This is a genomic window from uncultured Tateyamaria sp. (assembly GCF_947494755.1).
Taxonomy (GTDB): Bacteria; Pseudomonadota; Alphaproteobacteria; order Rhodobacterales; family Rhodobacteraceae; genus Tateyamaria.
On sequence record NZ_CANLVZ010000003.1, the window covers coordinates 29089 to 49537 of the forward strand.

At 57.1% G+C, this 20449-nt stretch carries 19 protein-coding genes; 7 read left to right on the forward strand and 12 right to left on the reverse strand.

The window, feature by feature from the left end; all coding sequences use genetic code 11:
- The first annotated feature begins 78 nt into the window (after positions 1–78).
- Entirely contained in the window at positions 79–921 is an 843-nt protein-coding gene (locus Q0908_RS04555; protein WP_299281362.1) for a TIGR00730 family Rossman fold protein, read from the forward strand.
- Between the two features lie 3 nt (positions 922–924).
- Here the strand turns inward: Q0908_RS04555 and Q0908_RS04560 are convergent, their stop codons facing one another.
- The 4 genes from Q0908_RS04560 to Q0908_RS04575 all read right to left on the reverse strand — a co-directional run bounded on the left by Q0908_RS04560 (position 925) and on the right by Q0908_RS04575 (position 3784).
- Complete coding sequence (locus Q0908_RS04560; protein WP_299281363.1) at positions 925–1134, reverse strand: hypothetical protein; 210 nt, start codon at positions 1132–1134, stop codon at positions 925–927.
- A gap of 121 nt (positions 1135–1255) precedes the next feature.
- Positions 1256–2431 (reverse strand): 23S rRNA (adenine(2503)-C(2))-methyltransferase RlmN, encoded by a 1176-nt coding sequence (gene rlmN / locus Q0908_RS04565; RefSeq protein WP_299281365.1) that lies wholly within the window; start codon positions 2429–2431, stop codon positions 1256–1258.
- A 131-nt stretch (positions 2432–2562) separates the two neighbouring features.
- The gene (locus tag Q0908_RS04570) at positions 2563–3129 is read right to left on the reverse strand and encodes a carboxymuconolactone decarboxylase family protein (protein ID WP_299281367.1); all 567 of its coding nucleotides are present in this window, start codon (positions 3127–3129) and stop codon (positions 2563–2565) included.
- A 142-nt stretch (positions 3130–3271) separates the two neighbouring features.
- The gene (locus tag Q0908_RS04575) at positions 3272–3784 is read right to left on the reverse strand and encodes an invasion associated locus B family protein (RefSeq protein WP_299281369.1); all 513 of its coding nucleotides are present in this window, start codon (positions 3782–3784) and stop codon (positions 3272–3274) included.
- 206 nt (positions 3785–3990) lie between these two features.
- Between Q0908_RS04575 and Q0908_RS04580 the strand changes: the two genes are divergently transcribed.
- Positions 3991–4983, forward strand: coding sequence for an asparaginase (locus tag Q0908_RS04580; RefSeq protein WP_299281371.1), 993 nt, complete (start codon positions 3991–3993; stop codon positions 4981–4983).
- A gap of 70 nt (positions 4984–5053) precedes the next feature.
- Here the strand turns inward: Q0908_RS04580 and serB are convergent, their stop codons facing one another.
- Together serB and Q0908_RS04590 are read right to left on the reverse strand one after the other, a co-directional pair.
- Positions 5054–5932 (reverse strand): phosphoserine phosphatase SerB, encoded by an 879-nt coding sequence (gene serB / locus Q0908_RS04585; protein WP_299281373.1) that lies wholly within the window; start codon positions 5930–5932, stop codon positions 5054–5056.
- A 199-nt stretch (positions 5933–6131) separates the two neighbouring features.
- Positions 6132–7097 carry a site-specific integrase gene (locus Q0908_RS04590; protein ID WP_299281375.1) on the reverse strand — a complete coding sequence of 322 codons (966 nt, stop codon included), beginning with the start codon at positions 7095–7097 and terminating at the stop codon, positions 6132–6134.
- A 492-nt stretch (positions 7098–7589) separates the two neighbouring features.
- Between Q0908_RS04590 and Q0908_RS04595 the strand changes: the two genes are divergently transcribed.
- Positions 7590–7964 carry a helix-turn-helix transcriptional regulator gene (locus Q0908_RS04595; protein ID WP_299281377.1) on the forward strand — a complete coding sequence of 125 codons (375 nt, stop codon included), beginning with the start codon at positions 7590–7592 and terminating at the stop codon, positions 7962–7964.
- A 13-nt stretch (positions 7965–7977) separates the two neighbouring features.
- Positions 7978–8247: a hypothetical protein gene (locus Q0908_RS04600; RefSeq protein WP_299281378.1), complete on the forward strand. Its 270-nt coding sequence runs from the start codon at positions 7978–7980 to the stop codon at positions 8245–8247.
- A 75-nt stretch (positions 8248–8322) separates the two neighbouring features.
- On the opposite strand, the gene gltS is transcribed toward Q0908_RS04600, so the two are convergent.
- The 3 genes from gltS to Q0908_RS04615 all read right to left on the reverse strand — a co-directional run bounded on the left by gltS (position 8323) and on the right by Q0908_RS04615 (position 13862).
- Positions 8323–9531: a sodium/glutamate symporter gene (gene gltS, locus Q0908_RS04605; RefSeq protein ID WP_366868711.1), complete on the reverse strand. Its 1209-nt coding sequence runs from the start codon at positions 9529–9531 to the stop codon at positions 8323–8325.
- 76 nt (positions 9532–9607) lie between these two features.
- Entirely contained in the window at positions 9608–12658 is a 3051-nt protein-coding gene (locus Q0908_RS04610; protein ID WP_299281380.1) for an efflux RND transporter permease subunit, read from the reverse strand.
- 4 nt (positions 12659–12662) lie between these two features.
- Positions 12663–13862 (reverse strand): efflux RND transporter periplasmic adaptor subunit, encoded by a 1200-nt coding sequence (locus tag Q0908_RS04615; protein WP_299281382.1) that lies wholly within the window; start codon positions 13860–13862, stop codon positions 12663–12665.
- 123 nt (positions 13863–13985) lie between these two features.
- On the opposite strand from Q0908_RS04615, the gene Q0908_RS04620 reads away from it, so the two are divergent.
- Positions 13986–14435, forward strand: a complete 450-nt coding sequence (locus Q0908_RS04620; RefSeq protein WP_299281384.1) for an ion channel — start codon at positions 13986–13988, stop codon at positions 14433–14435.
- 238 nt (positions 14436–14673) lie between these two features.
- Positions 14674–16116 (forward strand): ATP-binding protein, encoded by a 1443-nt coding sequence (locus Q0908_RS04625; protein WP_299281387.1) that lies wholly within the window; start codon positions 14674–14676, stop codon positions 16114–16116.
- Positions 16117–16128: 12 nt separating this feature from the next.
- Here the strand turns inward: Q0908_RS04625 and Q0908_RS04630 are convergent, their stop codons facing one another.
- The 3 genes from Q0908_RS04630 to Q0908_RS04640 are packed head-to-tail and all read right to left on the reverse strand — an operon-like array spanning position 16129 to position 18988.
- Positions 16129–17652, reverse strand: a complete 1524-nt coding sequence (locus tag Q0908_RS04630) for a relaxase/mobilization nuclease domain-containing protein (RefSeq protein WP_299281388.1) — start codon at positions 17650–17652, stop codon at positions 16129–16131.
- Positions 17646–18074, reverse strand: coding sequence for a plasmid mobilization relaxosome protein MobC (gene mobC / locus Q0908_RS04635; RefSeq protein WP_299281390.1), 429 nt, complete (start codon positions 18072–18074; stop codon positions 17646–17648). The genes Q0908_RS04630 and mobC overlap by 7 nt, the downstream gene beginning before the upstream one ends.
- Positions 18075–18115: 41 nt before the next feature.
- Positions 18116–18988 (reverse strand): helix-turn-helix domain-containing protein, encoded by an 873-nt coding sequence (locus tag Q0908_RS04640; RefSeq protein WP_299281392.1) that lies wholly within the window; start codon positions 18986–18988, stop codon positions 18116–18118.
- Positions 18989–19253: 265 nt separating this feature from the next.
- On the opposite strand from Q0908_RS04640, the gene Q0908_RS04645 reads away from it, so the two are divergent.
- Positions 19254–20393, forward strand: a complete 1140-nt coding sequence (locus Q0908_RS04645; RefSeq protein ID WP_299281394.1) for a phosphoserine transaminase — start codon at positions 19254–19256, stop codon at positions 20391–20393.
- The last annotated feature ends 56 nt before the right edge of the window (positions 20394–20449 follow it).

A 20449-nucleotide genomic window follows, 5' to 3' on the forward strand; every position in this document is an offset into this window, starting at 1 on the left:
GCGCCATGCAATCACATCTGGGCAAGGCGGGCAGGCCACGCTACCCCTTGTCCCAAGCCTTGAAAGGACCATGATCAGATGAAAGACGACCGCCAAAGCCCCTTCCGCGATGCGCACACAGACCGCAAAGCCGCCGAAGGAGTACCGGACACGCCCCAAACCCGCTCGCCCGCCTATGGATTGGCGTTCGCAGATGATGAGTTCATGTGCCGCGATGAATTGCGCCCTGTGCGCTTGCAGCTCGAACTGCTCAAACCCGAAATGCTGATGAACGAGGCAGGCATTGAATCGACCATCGTGCTGTTCGGCGGCGCGCGGATCCCCGACCCCGACCACAAAGATCAGGCGCGCACCAAAACGCTGGCTGACCTGTCGGACTATTATGAAGAGGCGCGGACGTTCTCACGGTTGATGACTGAAAAGTCCAAACAAAGCGGAGGCAAACAAAACGTCATCGTCACCGGCGGCGGGCCCGGTGTGATGGAGGCTGGAAATCGCGGGGCCTACGATGCGAACGGTGCCTCAATCGGGTTGAACATTGTGCTGCCGTTCGAACAGGCCCCGAACGCCTATGTGACGCCGGACTTGTGCTTCAACTTCCACTATTTCGCGATCCGCAAGATGCACTTTCTCATGCGCGCGCGGGCCATCTGCGTATTCCCCGGCGGATTCGGCACGCTGGACGAGTTGTTCGAGGCCCTGACATTGATCCAGACCGGCCGCATGGAACGGGTGCCGTTCCTGCTCTTTGGCAAGGCGTTCTGGAATTCGATCATCAACTGGGACGCGCTGTCTGATGCAGGTACGATTTCGGCCGATGACCTGGACCTGTTCCGCTTCGTCGACACAGCCCAAGAGGCGATCGACATCATCGACGCATGGGGCCCGACCGACAAACGCGGTGAGGTGCCCGGGCGTTGATGATCAGGCGGCGACGCTTGGCAGGACGCACACGTCGATGCGGTGGGGCAGAGTTTCCACCATGTCGCCCGCATCTGTTTCGCGGATGGAGAAACCATAGCCGGCAAGCCGGTGCTTCCATTCGCGGCGCGACAAGGCAATCTCGCGTTCGCGTGTGACAAGGTCCACGATGTGTGCGTGGGCGAATTCGTCTTGGTTCGTAATAATCGACATGGGTGGTCTCCATTTCCTCATTCCCTGAGGGTCACCCTGTCGTGCCTCCATGGCACCAATCGTTCATGATTTGGAAATTGTTGGGGCCAATTGTGGCGCGCTCGGGAACAGTGGCCGCCGCTTACCCCAACCCGGCCTCTGCCGCGATCTGCGCACGAGACTTGCGGGCCCGCTCCGTCGCGGACTTCAACTGCCCGCAGGCCGCCATGATATCCTCGCCCCGCGGCTTGCGGATCGGGCTCGCATAACCCGCCTGGTAGATGATGTCGGCAAAGGCGCGAATGCGATTGTTGGACGACCGGGTATAAGGCGCACCGGGCCATTCGTTGAACGGGATCAGGTTGATCTTGGCCGGGATGCCGTCGATCAACTTGATCAGGCGGCGCGCGTCCTCGTCCGTATCATTCACCCCGTTGAGCATTACGTATTCAAAGGTGATCCGTTCAGAATTCGACACCTTGGGATAGGCGCGTAAGGCCTCAAGCAGCGCCTCGATATTCCAGCGCTTATTGATCGGGACCAGCTTGTCGCGGACCTCGTCCGTGGTGGCGTGAAAAGACACGGCCAACTGGCAGCCAATCTCTTCGGCGGTGCGGGCAATCTCGGGGACCACGCCGCTGGTCGATAACGTAATCCGACGGCGCGAAAGCTGAATGCCCTCGGCATCCATCGCAATCTTCATCGCATCCCGCACGTTCTCGAAATTATAGAGCGGCTCGCCCATGCCCATCAACACGATGTTCGACAGCAAACGCGTTTCATCCTTGGGCGCGCCGGGTGTAGGCCACTCCTCCAGATCGTCGCGGGCCATCATGACCTGCCCGACGATCTCGGCCGCCGTCAGATTGCGCACCAGCTTTTGGGTGCCGGTGTGGCAGAACGAACAGGTTAGCGTGCAACCGACCTGGCTCGAGATACACAGCGTGCCGCGCCCCTCTTCGGGAATATAGACAACTTCCACTTCGTGCCCACCGGCGATACGCACCAGCCATTTGCGGGTGCCATCTTCGCTGACCTGCTTGGACACGACCTCGGGAATCTCAATCACGAACCGCTCGGCCAGTTCGGCGCGATAAGCTTTGGAGAGGTTCGTCATGACATCAAAATCACGCACGCCCCATTGGTAAATCCACTGCCAGATCTGCCCGACACGCATCTTGGCCTGCTTTTCCGGCGTGCCATTGGCGATCAACACATCGCGCATCGCGTCGCGGGTCAGACCGACCAGGTTGACAGGCCCCTCCGGCAGCTTCCGGGGGATCGTCAAAACATCCTGAGTGATCGGCGCGTCAGCCATGGCAAAGGTCCAGATAGGTAAGGTGATGCGCCCCTATATAGGAAAGGTGCAGGCAAGCACAAAGGGATTCGCCCACACCTTCCTTTCGCCAAAAATACCTCGGGGTCTGGGGCAGCGCCCCAGTCCGACGTCTATTCAGCCGCAATCGCCCTGGGTTCCCAGGCGAACGGGGCAAAGGCCGCATCGGTGGGTGTTTCAAAGACCGCATTGGTGAAATTCGACATAACCTTCTGGGCATAGATCAGGATCGTATCCAGAATTGCACGTTCACCGTATCCAGCGGCCTCGAACGCAGCGATTGCATCGGCTCCGGGACGGCCATGGCTTTCGCGCAGGGCCAGTGTGAAGGTGCGCAAGGCTTCCAACTTGGCGGGCAACGGAGTCGCGTCACGCAGAGCGTTCACAATGGCGTCGTCGATCTTTTCCATCTTGGCGATGCCGGTGTGGGCGGGCACACAATAGTGACAGGTGTTGGCGACGTTGACGGTCATCCAAACCACGGTGCGTTCTTCGGGGCTAAAGGCCGTGCCCTCGATCGCAAGACGGTGCAGCTGCTGGTAGCCTTCAAGCAAGCCGGGGCTTTCTGCCATCACACCATGCAGACTGGGCAGGCGACCAAAGGCTTTGATAGATTTTTCGAGCAAGGGTTTGGACGCCTCTGGGGCTGTGTCCAATGTGTGTACTGTTGTGGTGACCATGTCGGTCTCCTTTTCGTGTCTGTGGCGTTGTCCGATGAATGATAGGTAATAAGGGACCACCCAGTTCCCAATAGGCTGAAATGCAAAAGCGACCGTGCATCACTGCACAGTCGCTCACGCATTTTTGATTTCGAAGGCGGGCTTAGCCGCCGCAGCGGCCCTCAGCATCCTCGACCGCTGCGGTAAAGCCAAGCAGCGAGAACGTGTCCTTGGTCGTTGTGCCGCGGCTCGACACGCCAGTGACGATGGCGTCTGAACCACGCTTCATCGCGGTCACAATCTTGGCGTCATCCGCGGCGGTCGCAGGCCATGCCCACTCCCCGTCGGTGAACAGCTCGAACTCATTGCCGCTGATGTTGATGTTCACAGTCGACCCGGACCGGAACGGGTAGCCACCGGTAAAGGCAACCTGCCCCTTGGCTTGGGCACTGGGTCGATAAAAGACCATCAACAGGATTTGGCCACGGGTCGCCGCAACAACGCGACCCTCGCGGGTGTTCACCGTTTCCTTGGGTGTCGCAACGCCCCAGCATTCGGTCGGGTTGTCTTCGACGAACACGCTCCAGTCGGTTTTGGCGGCCACCCGGTTCGTGCTCTGATCCTGAGCAAAGGCCGCACCGGACATAAGCGACAACGCGCCTACAGTGATGGCCATGCCCCGCAATATTCTAGATGTCATTCCCATAGTCACAGCCTCCAAGCTGTAAGTAACCTCAATACCTGCACCGCCCCAGGGCACGCCATTTTCAGCGCATTCTCTTGCAAGGGCGGCATTTCTTCTCGACAAGTGGCACATTAGCGCGAAACGCGCGACGCAGGAAAGATGAATTGGCGAGTTTTCGCGCAACTGTGAGGGAAAAGATGACGCATCCGGCCCATGACGCTGTAACGCTTGCCGAAATATGGCGTGGACCGTTCCTTGAAAGCGCGCATTTGGGGCACGCGGTGGTCTGCGATGACAGCGGGCAGATCGTGCATGCCTGGGGCAATCCGGACGCGGTGGTCTTGCCCCGCTCGTCGTCAAAAATGATCCAGGCCCTGCCCCTGATCGAAAGTGGGGCCGCCGCAGCGCACAACCTCACACCCGAACATCTCGCGCTGGCCTGCGCCTCGCACCAAGGGGCCACGATCCATTCGGAAAAGGTCGGCGCGTGGATGGACCACCTCGGGCTCGGCGATGATGATTTCCGCTGCGGCCCGCAACCCTCTCGGGACGACGATGTGCGCGACGCGATGATCCGCGCGCACGAAACGCCCTGTCGTATTCACAACAACTGCTCGGGCAAACATGCAGGCTTTCTCACGCTTGCCAAGCACCTCGGCGCGGGCCCTGAATATGTTGACCCGTCTCATCCTGTGCAAACCGCTGCTCTCGAAGCGTTCGAGCGGATGACCGACGAGACCTCACCGGGGTTCGGCATCGACGGTTGTTCGGCACCGAACCATGCCTGCACCCTGCACGGCATGGCGCGCGCGATGGCCAAATACGCGATTGCGCCGGATGACAGCCCGCAAGGCCAGTTGCGCAACGCCATGGCCCAGCATCCTGATCTGGTCGCGGGCGAAAGGCGGGCCTGCACCCGGCTCATCCGCGCGATGGGCGGGCGCGCGGCGATCAAGACGGGGGCCGAAGGGTACTTCATCGCAATTCTGCCGGATCAAAAGCTGGGCGTCGCGCTCAAGATCATCGACGGTGCCACCCGCGCCAGCGAGTGCGCGATTGCGCAGATCCTTGTGAAACTCGGCGCACTCGACCCCGACCACCCCGAGGCTTTGGCCTACACCAACGGCCCCATCCACAACTTCGCGGGCCTGCACACAGGATACCTGCGGGCCGCACCCACACTGATCTAGGCGGACAACATGTCCGCCTTACACATTTCTTTTGTCCGAAAATACGGCGGGGTCTGGGGCAGCGCCCCAGTCATCCCTCAATGAATTCGGACCGTGCATAGCCCTGCAAAAACAGCAGCGCCGTCAAATCCCCAAAATTCACCCGGACATCACATTGCGCCGCGACACTCGGCTTGGCATGCAGCGCAACCCCCATTCCCGCGCGATGCAACATGCCCAGATCATTGGCACCGTCCCCAACAGCCAAAACATCCGAAGCGCCAAGACCCAAACGGGCTGTAATCTCCTCCAGCGCATCAACCTTGGCCTGCTGTCCAAGGATCGGCCTTCCGACCTCACCCGTCAAAACGCCGTCCGAAGACAGCAGCGTATTGGCGCGGTTCTCATCAAAGCCCAACTCCGCCGCGACTGCGGATGTAAACGCCGTGAACCCACCCGAGACGAGGGCGGCATAGGCTCCTCCCGCCTTCATCGTGGCCAACAAGGTCGCCCCACCCGGCGTCATGGTAATGCGGTCGCGCAAAACCTCCGCAATCACGCTTTCAGGCAAACCTGCCAGCAACCCGACACGCTCGACAATAGCCGCTTCAAAGTCCAGCTCGCCATTCATGGCCCGAGCGGTGATGTCCTTTACCCTGTCGCCGACACCGGCCACGTCCGCCAGTTCATCGATACACTCTTGCTGGATCATGGTGCTGTCCATATCGGCAATCAGCATCCGCTTGCGTCGCCCCTCAAAGGGCAGCACGACCAGATCGACACCATGCTCCCGCACGTCGCTCCAAACGTCCCATCGATTGTCGGAGATTGCGGGCAAGGTGAATGCGGCGGCCTCATCAACCGCCAACCATTGCACATCCCCCCCGCCCCACGCGTTGCGCAACGCGTCCACCATCGCAGGATTCAGCGACGGGCGGGCAGGGTTCGTCAAAAGCGTACACACAAACATGGGCAAGTTTCCGAAAGGCGACGGGCATGTCGCAAATAAATCAACAAGCGGCGCTATAGCCCTCAAACGCGGCTTGCACCACCCCGCGCGGCAGCGTACGTCCGGCGGCGGGACACCCTTCCCCAACGAAGGGTCCAATTCATTGCTATATTTCCTTTTATTTACAGATACTTGATCGAAAGCTGCTTTCGTCTTGTGTCTATTTTGTGCCAAAAAGCACATCTGTGACGGTCGGATCATCCATCGCGTGCGCATAGAATTTCATAACTGTTCCAACGTCTTTCCAACCACCACGTACCGCGACAGTCTTTGGGTCTATCCCGGCCTGCAGCATCGAAGTTGCAAATCCGTGGCGGCAACAGTGGGGCGAGAGCTTTTCGATGCCCGCTCGCTCGATGACGTTGTTCCAGACCTGCCCCACGCTTTCGCCAGAGGCATACTGAAACACCAAACTGTCAGGTTTACGGTTTGAAGGAATGTTCGCCAATGCCGCGATGACTGGCGGCGACAGGTGCGCAATGCGTTGGTCATCGATTTTGGTTTGATTGATCACGGCCTTCTTCTGAAACAGCTCAACGTCACCCCAAGTTAAAGCACATGCCTCACCACGTCGCGCTCCCGTGCCAAACATAAACAGGCACAGCGCAGCCAAGTGATGTAGCTCATCTTGTACCGCTTGCTGCGCGAAAGCTTCTACCCACCCCCGTGTTGCAGGGGTCTTTCTCTTGGCTTTGACCTTGAACCGTTTAACCCTGATCCGTGCGCACCATTCCAAATCCGCTGCGTAGTTGATGATCGCTTGCGCCGGTACTATGCCTTGACGGTTCAAAGTGGCATTGGCCGCGCCAGGATACAATTTGCGGGCCATTTGGCGGATAGCCTCGCCGTTGATCTTTGGGACAAGCGTGTCCTTCCAATAGTCCTCAACGCGATCAAGAAACCGGTCGTCACGCGCTGCCTGCCTATAAGCAATTGCGGCTTGGGCAAACGTCAGCGTTGCGCCCGGTCCATCAAGATGACTTTGCCACGCTTTTGTTTCGATTTCTGCTGCGATCCTCTCTGCGATCCTCTTGTCCGCTGTTCCCGTAGGGCCTCGTAGTCGCCTACCGGCAACTGTGCCTCTGTAGCTATAGAGCTTGTTCCGTTTGAAGACTTTGAGCGGCATTCCATCGCCTCCATAAACGTGACCACATGATGATCCAACATAATGACTTTCTGACCAATTTTGCAAAAGCATCCGAGTTCGCGGACAGTGTCCGACACGAATCGTGGAGAAGCGGTAAGACGCTTCGCGAGGGCACGCGGCGTCGTATGTGATGGCAAAATATCACTCATTTTCCGGCACCTCGACCTGGCATGGCTCGACCATGTTCCGTGCGATGTATTCATGAATAGCGTTCTGAGGCAGAAGGAAATTTGCCCCATTTCTCAAGAACCTAATGCTTCTCGTCGAGATCAATTTCCTGATCCGCTTCTCTGGCCAACCTGTCTCAGCTGCCAATTGTCTAGGGGTAAGCAGGGTACATTCGTTCATAGTTCTTTCCTCTTGATCAAATAGTAGTATGATTAGACAGAACGCGTCACATTAGGTTACGTTAGTCCAAATATGGGAACATTTGTCCGCATGTCAACTGTGTTGATTGGGATAGGCCAAAGGATGCTCAGCGTACGCAGCCAATTGGGCTATCCTCAAAGCAAGGTCGCCGCGATACTTGGGATCGCCGACAAGTCCTATAAAAATTATGAGCTTGAAAGACGGGAGTTACCGCTCTCGATCGCAGTCAAGTTTTGCGAAGAATTCGACAAGAACCTTATTTGGCTGGTCTATGGGATTTCCGTTCCTGACAGTGAGCAGTCGGCGCGTCTGGCCGGGGAAACCGCTCAGGCCGTTTTTGATCATGCCGATGCGAATGACAGATCGTTTTCCAGCGCGGAAATTCAGAAATACACCCACTACATCTTTGAGCAATCCCTCTCAAAAGGCACGTCGCCGCAAAGCGAAGCAAAGCTGTTCTTTTCGGCTATTGGATAAGGCGAGCAACCCGATGAAGCATCTGAAAGACCCGAACACGCCGATCAATAAATTCGCCAACTCTCTGCGCCTGATGGGTATCCTGCTTCTGGTAGCCAGTAGCATTGGCTTTATCTCTTATCGTTCAGACACGGGCAATTTCTGGGATATCTATACACTGTTCCTACTGCACCTAGCTGTCGCAGGGGGCATCCTCGCATTTGTTGGTGAAACGCTTTGGAAAATCCTCATCACAAACAGCGATGTTTCCCGCCGCAAGTTCTATTTTTATGACGAGAAATAGTTGGCGGACCTGCCCAAAATCGACCGATCTGGCTTAGCGCAGCCCCCTTCATGCGAGGAACAACATTGATCGAGGTTACAGATTAACGAAAAACTGGATAATCACTGCATTGGCTAGGTCGACGAAGAACGCTGAGACAAGCGGCAAGACGATAAATGCAAGCGGTGCGGGACCGTAACGTTTTGTCACGGATGACATGTTTGCAATCGCGGTTGGCGTGGCCCCAAGTGTGAACCCTGCGAAACCTGCGCTGAGCACCGCACCTTGATAGTTGCTGCCCATCAGACGAAAGAAGATGAGTAGGATAAACGCGACCGTCATCACAACTTGCAGCACCAGAACGGCCAAAATCGGCCCGCCCAATTCTGCGAGGGTCCAAAGCTGAAGACTCATCAAGGACATCGCCAGAAACACCGACAGACAGTAGTCTGAAATGACCGCAAGAGACTTGGTACGTGCAGGCCATGTGATTGAAGGCATGAGGTAAGGAATGGTGTTGGACATGACGATGCCAACCAGCAGGCAGGGAACGAACAAGGGCAGCTTCACGCCAGCCTCAATAATCCCCAGATGCACGATGTAGCCCAGCAAGATCGCCACATGCACGGCGAGCATGCCGCGCATCAGGCTGACATGGTTGATAAGGTCGTCAGGGTTCTCCTTGTCGTCAAACTCAAGGCCAACAATCGGCTCATCAGCCTGATCGCTTTGTAGGCTGTTACGGTCGATCAGGCGCTTTGCAATCGGCCCTCCCAGCACTGCGGCAAGGATCAGACCCAACGTTGCAGCGGCCACACCCGTTTCGGGTGCTGCGCCAAACCTGGTCAGCTCTTCAATTTGCGGGCCCCATGCAATCGCTGTGCCATGCCCCCCTATCAGCGAAGCAGAGCCCACCAGAACGGATGTGGCGGCGGGCAAGCCAAACAGGGTAACACCCAACAGACCCACAACATTTTGCAGAACCATGAAGGCAAGTGTCAGCCCGAGAAGGAGCAAAAGGAGACGGCCCCCTTTGAACAGGTCCGCAATTTGTGCATTCAGCCCAATGGTCGCAAAAAACACCACAAGCAGATAGTCGCGAACCTCTAAGTCAAACGTAATTTGTTGCCCCGTGATGGCAAAGAAGCCCCATGTAAGCAGTGCGACGGCAAGGCCACCTGAGACCGGCTCGGGGATGTTGTAGTCTCCCAAGACAGCGATCTTGCGAGTCAGAAAGGCTCCGAGGAAAAACACCACAAAGCCCAATGTGACAGAGATAAAGGCCGGGACAATGATTTCTGGCACAGTGATTTCCTTTTAGCACGCGAGCGTGGAAGACGCTGAAGGTTCGCCCCGACAACCTAATGCGCAGATCCGTTTGTTAACCTTCGGCAGTTTCCTCTTGGCGCACACGGAAGAAAATCGCGTAGAGCGCGGGGACGACAATCAAGGTCAGAATTGTCGCAAAGCTAAGTCCGCAGATAATGACCACCGCAAGCGACTTAAAGAACGGGTCCCACAACAACGGCACCACGCCCAAAACGGTGGTCAATACGCCCAAGGACACCGGCCTGACACGGCTGACAGCCGCATCTATGACGGCAGCCATACGTGCCTTGCCATCCGCAATTTGCGTGTCCGTCTCGTCAATCAGAACAATCGCGTTCTTGATCAACATGCCCGTCAGCGACAGGATGCCGAGGATTGCCATAAACTCCAGCGGCGTTTGCGTGCCGGCAAGACCGTAGATCACACCAATCAACGCCAATGGCACGGCCAGCCAGATGATGATTGTTTGCCGCCATGCATTAAACAGGAACAAGACCACGATGAACATTGCCCCAAACCCGATGGGCATAGTCGATGCGAGGCCTGCGTTGGCCTCTTGAGAGCTGCCAAACTCACCCTTCCATTCCATGCTGTAACCGGGGGGCAGAGCAATGCCTTCGATGGGGCCCTTCACGGCTTCAAACAGATCACCCGATAGAACACCCGGCGCATTGTCCGATTGCGCAGTGATCGCCAAAGCCCGGTCGATACGGCGCAGATTGCCTGCCTCAAACACAATGTCAAAGCGGTCGACAACTTGGCTGATCGGTATATATCGGCCAATCGCCGCGCTGTAGACTTGGATATCACGCAACTGGCCGATGTCGTTGCGCGCGTCTTCAACGGGGCGCATGACCACATTACGCAATTCATCACGTTCGCGGTAAACGCCAAGGGTTGTGCCCGTCAGATGGCTGTAAATTGCATTGGAAATCTCGCCCTGAGTCAGGCCCAAACGGCGCGCGTTTTCGATGTCGATGACGGGACGTACGACCTGTACCTGTTCGCGCCAGTCGTCTTTGACAGCCACGGCACCGGCTTGCGACATGATCGTTTTCGCCTGTGCGGCTAGATCGCGCAGAACAGCTGGTTCTGGACCAAAGAACCGCGCCTCCAACTTGGAGCCCCCACCCGGACCCAAAACGAACTTCCAAACTTTCGTGTTGGATTCAGGGTATGCCTCATCAATGTAAGCCTGCAAATCCGTGCGCAGCCCGTCGATGATGGTATAGTCTTCGACATCCACCAAAATCTGACCATAGGCCGGATTTCCGCCCTCTGCTTCATAGATCAGCATAAAGCGCAGATGACCGCCACCCACGACTGTGTTAGTCCCTGTCACGCCCTCTAACCCACGCGCGTATTCTGCGATTTCAGTCAGATCAGCTTGAGTGTTCGCAATGTCGGCCCCTTGCGGTAGGAAATAGTCGATCACGAACTGATCGCGTGTGGACGACGGAAAGAACCCCGCCGGGACGGCACCGAACATTGCAATGGCCGATACAAAAAGCGCCACAGTGATGCCGACGGTGATCCAGCGCACCTTGATCGCAAGCGCCAGAAACGCGCGGTAGACATTGAGGAACGCGTTCTCTTTGGGCTCGGCGTCCGCTTGGCCCTGCTTGAGCAACACGGTGCAATAATAAGGCGTGAGCCAGATCGCCACGAGCCATGAGAACAGCAAGGCAATGCCGATGGTCCAGAACAGGCTTCCTGCATACTCGCCCGTGTTGTCAGGCGAAAACCCGATGGGAGAGAACGCTAGGGTGCCAACAACCGTGCCGCCCAAGAGCGGCCACATGGTTTGCTTGACGATAGCGCGCGATGCTTTTGCGGCGTCTTCCCCGCGCTGCACGCGCACCAGCGTGCCTTCGACGACCACAATAGCGTTGTCCACCAGCATGCCCAAGGCGATGATCAGCGCACCCAGCGAAATACGCTGCATGTTGAGACCATAAAGGTACATCCCAAAGAGCGTGCCCGCTATGGTCACAAGCAAAATGCCACCCATCAGGATGCCAGAGCGCAACCCCATAAAGATCAGCAACGTGCCAACCACGATGGCCAATGCTAGTGCGACGTTGACGACGAAATCATCCACAGATGATTTTACCGCAGCGCCTTGATCCGAGATCGGCAATACCTTGATGCCAATCGGGCGTTCATCAAATAATTCAGCAATCCGGTCTTTGACCGCATTGCTCATGTTCACGACATTACCGCCACGTGTGTTGGAAATGCCCAGACCGATGGCTGGTTCACCATTGCGAAACAACAGAGTACTTGCAGGCTCTTTCAGTCCGCGCGACACTGTCGCAATGTCTCCCAGACGGAAAGATGTGCCGCTCTGTGCGTTTGTAATCAGAAGGTTCTGGATTGCATCAATCGATCCCACCGCACTTTCTGGCCGTACTGAAAGACGCGACAGACCCGCTTTGATCGACCCGGCTGGTGTGACAAGGTTTTGCCCCTCCAACAGTTGCTGGATCTGTCCCGGTGACAGGCCAAGTTCGGTCAGCCGCGCAGGGGCATATTCGACATAGATGACCTCTTCCTGCACACCATTCAAAACTACCTTCGAGACGCCATCCACCGTGACCAGTTCGCGCTGTAAATCTTTGGCGTATTCATAGAGATCAGTGATCGTGAACCCTTCACCCGTGATCGCGTAATACTGGGCATAGACATCGCCAAAGTCGTCATAGACCTGAGACCCAAGCGCATTCGGCGGTAGTTGCGATTGCGCATCCGATATCTTGGCGCGCATCTTTGAAAAGACCTGATCCAGCTCGGTGTAGCCAGGCGTTGCTGCAATCGTAAATTCGACCGTGACGGTGCTGAGGCCGGGAGAAGACACAGAACGGACTTCATCAATTCCCTGCAATTGCTGCAACGCGTTTTCCACAACTTCGGTCACTTCCTCGGCGACTTCCTCGGCTGAGGCACCGGGATAGGGCGTTACAATCTGCGCCTGCCGGATGACAAACTCGGGGTCTTCAAAACGCGGCAGCACCGTATAGGCAAAATACCCAGCAAAAAGGATCAAAATAGTCGCAACGGCGGAGATCAGGCGCTTTTCCAGCGCGAACCGGGCCAAATCCATCTGATCAGTTCCCCACGCGTGTGATCGGGCGGATGGTCATTCCGTCGATGATCTCGCTGACACCTGCGGACACGATCGTCTCGCCACCAACAAGGCCTTCGCTGATCACCACGCTGTCGCCTGCAGCCTCTCCCAATGAAACCTGTTGCGCGGATACTCTTCCATCTGCGGCCACCAGCCAGACAAATGGAGATCCATCGGGTCCGGCCGCAATGGCAGACAGGGGCGCGCTGACTTGTGCGGCTGACCCTTGGGTTGATGAAATCACACTCGCCACCATGCCGGGCAGGATCACGGCGCCCTCAGGCACAGTCACAGATACGCGGCCCCGATAGGTTTGCGTTGCACTGTCAGCCTGAACAGAAAATTCGACCAGTTCGGTTTCAAATTCCTGTCCACGTAGAGAATTGAAGGTGGCAGTGTTGGTGATGCTGTCAGGCCCATTTCGGGTCAGCTCGGTCACATCAAGGCTGGGAATGTCAAAGGCCAGATGCACAACTTCTAACCGCTGAAGCAAGGCGATGCTTTGTCCCGCAGACACGTTTGCGAAATTTTCAATATCCCGGCGCGCAATGATGCCATCAAAAGGGGCGGTCAGCGTGGCGTCTGACAGGTTATCCCGGGCCACTTTGATTTGGGCGTCAATGCCGCGCAAAGCGGCCTCGGCACCTGCAATCTCTTCAGGTCGTCCGCCAATCTCCCCAATCCGCAACTGCTCTTGTTGCGCGCGCAAATTCGCCTGTGCAACCCGCGCTTCTGCCTGCGCGCCTTCAACCTGCGCCCGCGTCGCCACGCCGCGTTCCAGCAGTGTTTCAGCCCTGCTCAATGCGTCCGCAGTCTGCTCGACTTGCGCCTGAGCAGAGGCAACCGCTGCTTCTAGCGCGGATATCTCTTCTGGCCTAGCACCTGCTTGCAAGGCCTCTAGTTGCGCAGTTGCCTGATCACGACTGCTTTGAAGCTGGGATATCTGGTTCTCAAAATCCCGTGTATCAATCTGGGCGATTGTATCGCCCGCACTCACATTTGATGCCGCCCGAATAGGCAGATCAATGATTTGCCCAGAGACCTTGAAGGACAGTTCAATCTCTTGAGATGGCAAGACGACAGCTGGGTATTTGCGCGAGATGACGGTATCCGAAGCTGTCACAGTCGCCACTTTGGCCGGGCGCGGCGTTGCCTCTTGCGCAACAGCGTCAGTGCTCACCAATACACCGATCAAACCCAAGATTCCGAAAATGCTGTTTTGCGCCATAATAATTGCCCCTGGATGTCGTCTGTGTCTCTATCTCTATAGATCAAGTCTTAGAAACAAACCAAGGAACGTGCTATGGGTGCCGTCCAACAAATACTTCTCGGAACCGGACTGTTGACGTTCAGCGCCCTGGTTCATGTTGGTGCTATCGCACTTAGCATTCCGCATTTTTCAAAGGTTGCAGGGCTTTTTGGGGTTAGAAGGTGGTCGCGACTGCGGGTCGTGGCATTGCTCTCATTCAGCATTTTCGTGCTTATTCTAGCGCATACATTGCAGGTTTGGACATGGTCATTGCTCTTTTCGCGGATCACCGATTTACCTGACCTTGTGACAAGCTTTTACTTCGCCACGGTGACATACACGACACTTGGATACGGTGACATCGTGTTGGGTCCAGACGCGCGCATCGTTGCCACGTTCTGCGCGATCACGGGTTTGCTGACCTTCGGGATCAGTACAGCCTTTCTGATTGGCGTTTTGTCTCGGGTGTTGCCGGATGTTTTTGAAGGCAGTGAAGAGAATTGATCTTTGTGAGAACTTCACCCTGATCCATCGGGCATTGAGGTCTTCGTTTAGCCCGGCATTTCGATGCACTTCGGATGCAAGCCTAGGGTCTGGTCACCTTGCGCTTGGATGTTCAGTTAGCTAAAGATCACTGCAAATCTGATCGGTCCGGCTGATAAAATGACGCAAATAGATGTTACATATCAGCACCCTGAGGCATGGCGTTGTGATAGGATCACGACCGTGATACTAACCCGACATGCTTGAAATATCACAATCAGACATCCTGAAGAGCCTCAAAAGAGACAATCCTTGGTGGGATGCAGAATACGCTATTCCAGACGGATCAATCGAAAAGTACCGATCCTACTTTAGGCCTTTTTGTGAGTTATCGCTCGACTGGTCCGTAAATCGTTCGACAATTCTTATGGGGCCACGCCGTGTCGGAAAAACCGTCATGCTCCGTCAAATGATCGAAGAGGCGCTACGTGATGGATTTGACAGAACGCGAATCTTGTTCGTGTCCATCGACACACCCCTCTATAGTGGCATGCCCCTTGACCGGTTGATCTCACTTTTTGAAGAAGTGACGGGTCAGGGTTCGGATGAACGTCGCATTATAATCTTCGATGAGGTTCAGTACCTCAAGGAGTGGGAAGTCCACTTGAAGGTTCTGACAGATCGACACCCCAAAACGCGCTTCATCGCATCGGGGTCCGCAGCTGCAGCGCTCAAATTGAAAAGCCAAGAGTCAGGTGCAGGGCGGTTCACCGACTTCTTCCTTCCACCACTTACATTTGCGGAGTTTTTGGCCTTTCGAGACGTCGAAGACGAATTGATCGAAGCCCGTCAGATGCAAGGCACAATGCGCTATACAACAACCGACATCGAACAATTAAATATCGAGTTCATCAACTACTTAAACTTTGGTGGTTATCCTGAAGCGGTGCTGAACAAGACGATTCAGGCTGACGTTCAACGTTTTTTGGGGCGCGACATCATCGATAAGGTTCTGTTGCGCGATCTGCCAAGCCTCTATGGGATACAGGACATCCAAGAACTCAACCGGCTGTTTACCACGCTGGCCTATCACACAGGGGAGGAGATCAGCTTGGATGGGCTGGCCCAAAGCTCTGGCGTAGCAAAGAACACGATCACCAAATATCTCGACTATCTGGAAGCAGCATTCTTGATCGTTCGTGTCAAACGCGTGGACGAAACTGGTAAAACATTCGCTCGGATGCGGAATTTTAAGGTCTATTTGACAAATCCTTCCATGAGAACGGCCCTATTTGCGCCTGTCGAAGACGGGGATGAGCCAATGGGCGCTTTGGCCGAAACAGCCATCTTTTCGCAGTGGTTCCATTCGAACCAAATGATGAACAACATCCACTACGCCCGCTGGAAACAGGGTAGAACCTATCTTGAGGTCGACTTGGTGCGTGTGGATGCCGCGCGCCTAAAGCCATCATGGGCATATGAGATCAAATGGTCTGATCGCTATGCAGGAGATCAGCCTGGTGAGCTGCGAGGCCTGATCGAACTTGCGAAGAAGCATGCCGATATGCCTTTGCCTGTTGGGGCTACAACCAAAACACTAACCTGCGAGACCGAAGTCGATGGCATAACTGTGAGACATTTTCCGTGTGCTTTGCACTGCTATCAAGTTGGCAAAAACGTTGCTGAAGGACGCGCTCCGTAGATTGGAAGCTGTTCAATGCGTCATCCCCCGATCCATCTCCACCTCCCGCTCTTCTAGCTCTGTCTTAACCTCTCTTCGGCGGCTTTCGCTAACTTCAAGCTGGTCTCGAGTTGCCTGCGCAAATTCCCGTAGTTCGAGCCCTCGCTCAACAAGCCGTGCAACGCAGCCACGGACGCCACTTGCGATTGAATGAGCACCTACACGCAGGCGGCCAATCCATCCATCTGGCTCTGCATCTTGGTCGTCGAGCGTGCCTCTAACCCGCTCAATTCCTTTGCTGAGACCTCGCAGGCCGTCACCAACCGCTCTACGCAAGCGAGCAAGTCGCGTTCCAACGCTGTCAGGGGTTTCGTCATCTAGTCCTCCTCGATCTTGATGCATGTCACTGACCTGCCACCCAGCGTGCAGGTCCTCAGCCGCGTCTTGGTCGGGTCCAGCACCAGCCACGTCCCGTCCTCCCTGTCGATCCGCGTCAGGCCCAGTTCCGTCAGTTCCGAGCGCGTCAGTTGGACCGTCCAAAGCAAGCTCGCCGCCATCATCAAGGCGATCCCCGCCAAGAACGTCCCCGTGATCAACCAGGGTGAGATCGTCAGCCAGCTCTTGTTCTGTCGCAGAAAAGTGCGGGTATCGATCTCGATTGTATGCTGCGCGTTGGTCGCAATGGCGTTCAAATCGGTCCTGAAGCTCTCCAGTTGGGATGCCATCGAGGCGGCGTAGTCCTGCCGGATCGTGTCCAGCTCCGCATTCAGCTTCTCGCTCAGCCGGGTCGGCTTGCCAGTTTTCATGGAAAATCTCTCCTTTCAAACGCCAGCGTTCGCCGGTGTTGGGGTCTTGGGCGGTCAGGTAGGCTTTGCCCGTGCGCGGGATGTCGAAGCCCGCATCGACGAGGGCGTCGAGCATGCTGGCGCGGTCAGTAATCAGACCGACGCTGATCTGATCTTGCAGCCACGCGTGCAGCTCGTCCCGGCCTTGGGCGCGGGTTGGGGTTTCGATGGTGTCGCGGACCTCTTGGATACGCTCCAGCTCCATCGGGTCGGCCCAGCCGTGGCGCTGGTTCATCACGTCGCGCAGGGTGTCGAAGGCGTTCTGATAGCCGGGCGGCGCGATGTTCAGGCTTCGGCCCGAGGTCAGCTCCAAGCGCGGTGTGCAGAAATGGAGCTCAACGCGGTCTTCGTGGGTATGTCGGACCCAGAGCACGTCATATTGCGTCGGGTCCAGCCCCGCGAAGGCCAGACGCTCAAACCCGTCCATGACCTCGGCCTGCTGTTCCTCGGACGGAGCGTCGGTTGCGGCAAAGCTGATCACGCCCGCGCGGTAGGTCCACTGGTGGCGGCTGGCGTCGATCAAGGCTTCGGTGCGGTCGGGATTGCCGCGCAGGACCTCGGGCAAGGGTTCGCGCGTGACGGTCATCGGTTGGCCGCCTGCATCGCGGATCAGGTCGCGGTTGTCGTCATAGGCCAGCACCTTGTCCGCGACGAGGTAGCCGACCGGACCAGCGCCCGCACCTTTGCCGTTGCGGAAGAACTTGATCAGCATCGGCGCGCAGCCTCAACGATCTGGGCAAGCTGGCGTTCGATGGTCAGCAGGCGGCGCGCGACGGTCAGGCTGTCGAGGTCGGTGCGGCCAACCAACATCGCGCGGTTCAGCCAGCGGGCGATCTGGTTGAGGTTGCCGCCAATGCGCCCGACGGCCAGCACCAGCGTAGGGTCAACGCGGGGAATGGGCTTGCGACGGCGGGCCTCGGTAAGGCCAAGCGCCTCGCGCAGCAGGGTCGCAGCAGGAAGGCCAGCGGCTTCGGCCTTGGCGCGCAACTGGGCCTTCTCCGCCGATGTGCACCGAAAGACGAAGGTCTCGGTCAGCGGCTCTTTGGTGCGGGCTTTTACCGCACCGGTGGGGTTCGAAGGGGAGGCTTGCCGCCCCTCGCAAGGTCCCGTGTCAGCAGCGCCAGCGTATGACATGGGTCGCCTTGCTGTTTGCTCTTCGGTGGGATCGGTTGCGGTCATGATCTGAGGCCAGCGGCTTGGATTTGGGCCTGGGTCACCAGCTTTGAAGCGAGCAACGCAGTAACCTGCGGTGCCGTGATGTGTTTGCACATCGGGCTGCGGCCGCTAATCCAGCAGGCCAGCCGCGCATGGTGATCGGCCTCCAACACCTTCGCCTTTTCTAGGTCTTCCGCTTGCTTATCGACATAGGCCTGCCAGCGCCGTGACTGAAACCAGTTGTCGGAAAAGCAGACCTTGGAGCGGGTGAACCCTGCGCTGTCGGTGGCGTAGGCTTGGGCGGCTTGCAGCAAGTCCTCCGGCTTGATCCCTTCCTTCACGGCCTCTTCGATTTGGGCAAGGCAGGCCGCTCTGCCGCGAAGTCGGTCTGGTGGATAGGCTTCCAGAATCTTCTCAGCCTCCCCCGCCTCGCGCCTGCGCGAAGGAGGTTCCTTTTTAGGTTCAATGGTAAGGTTCCTGTCCCGATTTGAGACTACCCCCGTCTCACTACTGGGACTTTTCCCCCGCGTTTTTGAGACGTTTCTCCCCGTCTCATTTTGAGACTCAACCCCGTTGGGACCGCTGCCACCCACCTTCGGGCGCGCACTCGGACCGAGGGTGATGTCGAGGTGTAACTCATACTGATTGGACCCGCGCCCGCCTTCGCCATCGCCACGGGCATGGCGTGTAACGAGACCGCATTCTTCCAAGGTCGTCATATGCCGAAACAGCGTTGCCCGGCCCATCTCGCATTCGTCAGCCAACCGCTGCGCGCTAGGGTTACATTGGCCGGTTTCTTTATTGTGAAAATCCGCCAGCTGAATCAACACAATCTTAGCGGCGGGTTTCAACCCTTTGACGTTCGCGGCCCAGATCAACGCCATGCCACTCATGACGCCACCTGACCCGCCAGAAAAGGGCTGATTGCATTAAGCATACCACACGATTCTGCGGCTTGGTGTTGTGGAACAAAACCGGATTTCCTTGTGTCAAATTTGTGCCAATAGGAAACATGCGTTCCTGCATCGTTCTGCAAAAGGCTACATTTACCTTCAAGGCAAACACCTTTGCCTATTGCTGTTTTTACTGGGGTTCCGTATGTCCGGCGGTGGGACACCCTTCCCCAACGAAGGGCGATTATCTGTAAGGATACCAGAAATGGCTACGCAACAACCGGGCACCCGCCCGAACAATCCGCGCTTTTCCTCCGGGCCATGCGCCAAACCCCCCACACATATCCTGACCGCCTTGGCCGACGCCCCTTTGGGCCGCTCGCACCGCGCCGCCGTCGGCAAAGCCAAGCTGAAAAAGGCCATCGACGAAACGCGCGAGATCCTCGGTGTACCAGAGGATTACCGCATCGGGATCGTGCCCGCCTCCGACACAGGCGCCTACGAGATGGCGATGTGGTCTCTGCTCGGGGAACGCCCTGCGGAGATGGTGGCGTGGGAGAGTTTCGGCGCGGGCTGGGTCACGGATGTCGCCAAACAACTCAAGATCGACCACACCGTCCACACCGCCGCCTACGGCGAGATCGTGGATATGGGTGCGCTGAACTACGACCACGATGTCTGCTTTACCTGGAACGGCACCACATCCGGCGTGCGGATGCCGAACGGCGATGCGATCCCGACGGACCGCGCCGGGTTGACGCTGTGCGACGCGACCTCGGCAGCCTTTGCGATGGACCTGCCGTGGGACAAGTTGGATGTGACCACATTCAGTTGGCAAAAGGTGCTGGGGGGCGAGGCCGCGCATGGGATGCTGATTCTGTCGCCGCGCGCCGTTGAACGTCTCGAATCCTACACCCCGCCATGGCCCATGCCCAAGATTTTCCGTCTGACCAAAGGCGGCAAGCTGATCGAAGGCATCTTTAAGGGAGAGACGATCAACACCCCCTCAATGCTGGCGGTCGAAGACTACCTCTTCGCGCTCGATTGGGCGAAATCCGTCGGCGGCCTGCAAGGGCTGATCGCACGAGCGGATGCGAACGCGCAGGCCATCGCGGATTTCGTCGCGCAACATGGCTGGATTGAAAACCTCGCCAGCGACCCGGCCACGCAGTCCACAACCTCGGTCTGCCTCAAGTTCACCGACGACCGGATCACGGATGGCGCAGCCTTTGCCAAGGCCGTTGCCCAACGGCTCGCGGATGAAAATGTCGCCCTCGACATCGGTGCTTATCGCGATGCGCCCCCTGGATTGCGCATTTGGTGCGGCGGGACAGTCGAGACGTCGGACATCGAAACGATGCTGCCGTGGCTCGCCTGGGCATTCGAGGCCGAAATCAACGCATAACCCCGGGCGGAGGACACCTCCGCCTTACCCCATCCCCTGTTCGTAAGGCGGACGTT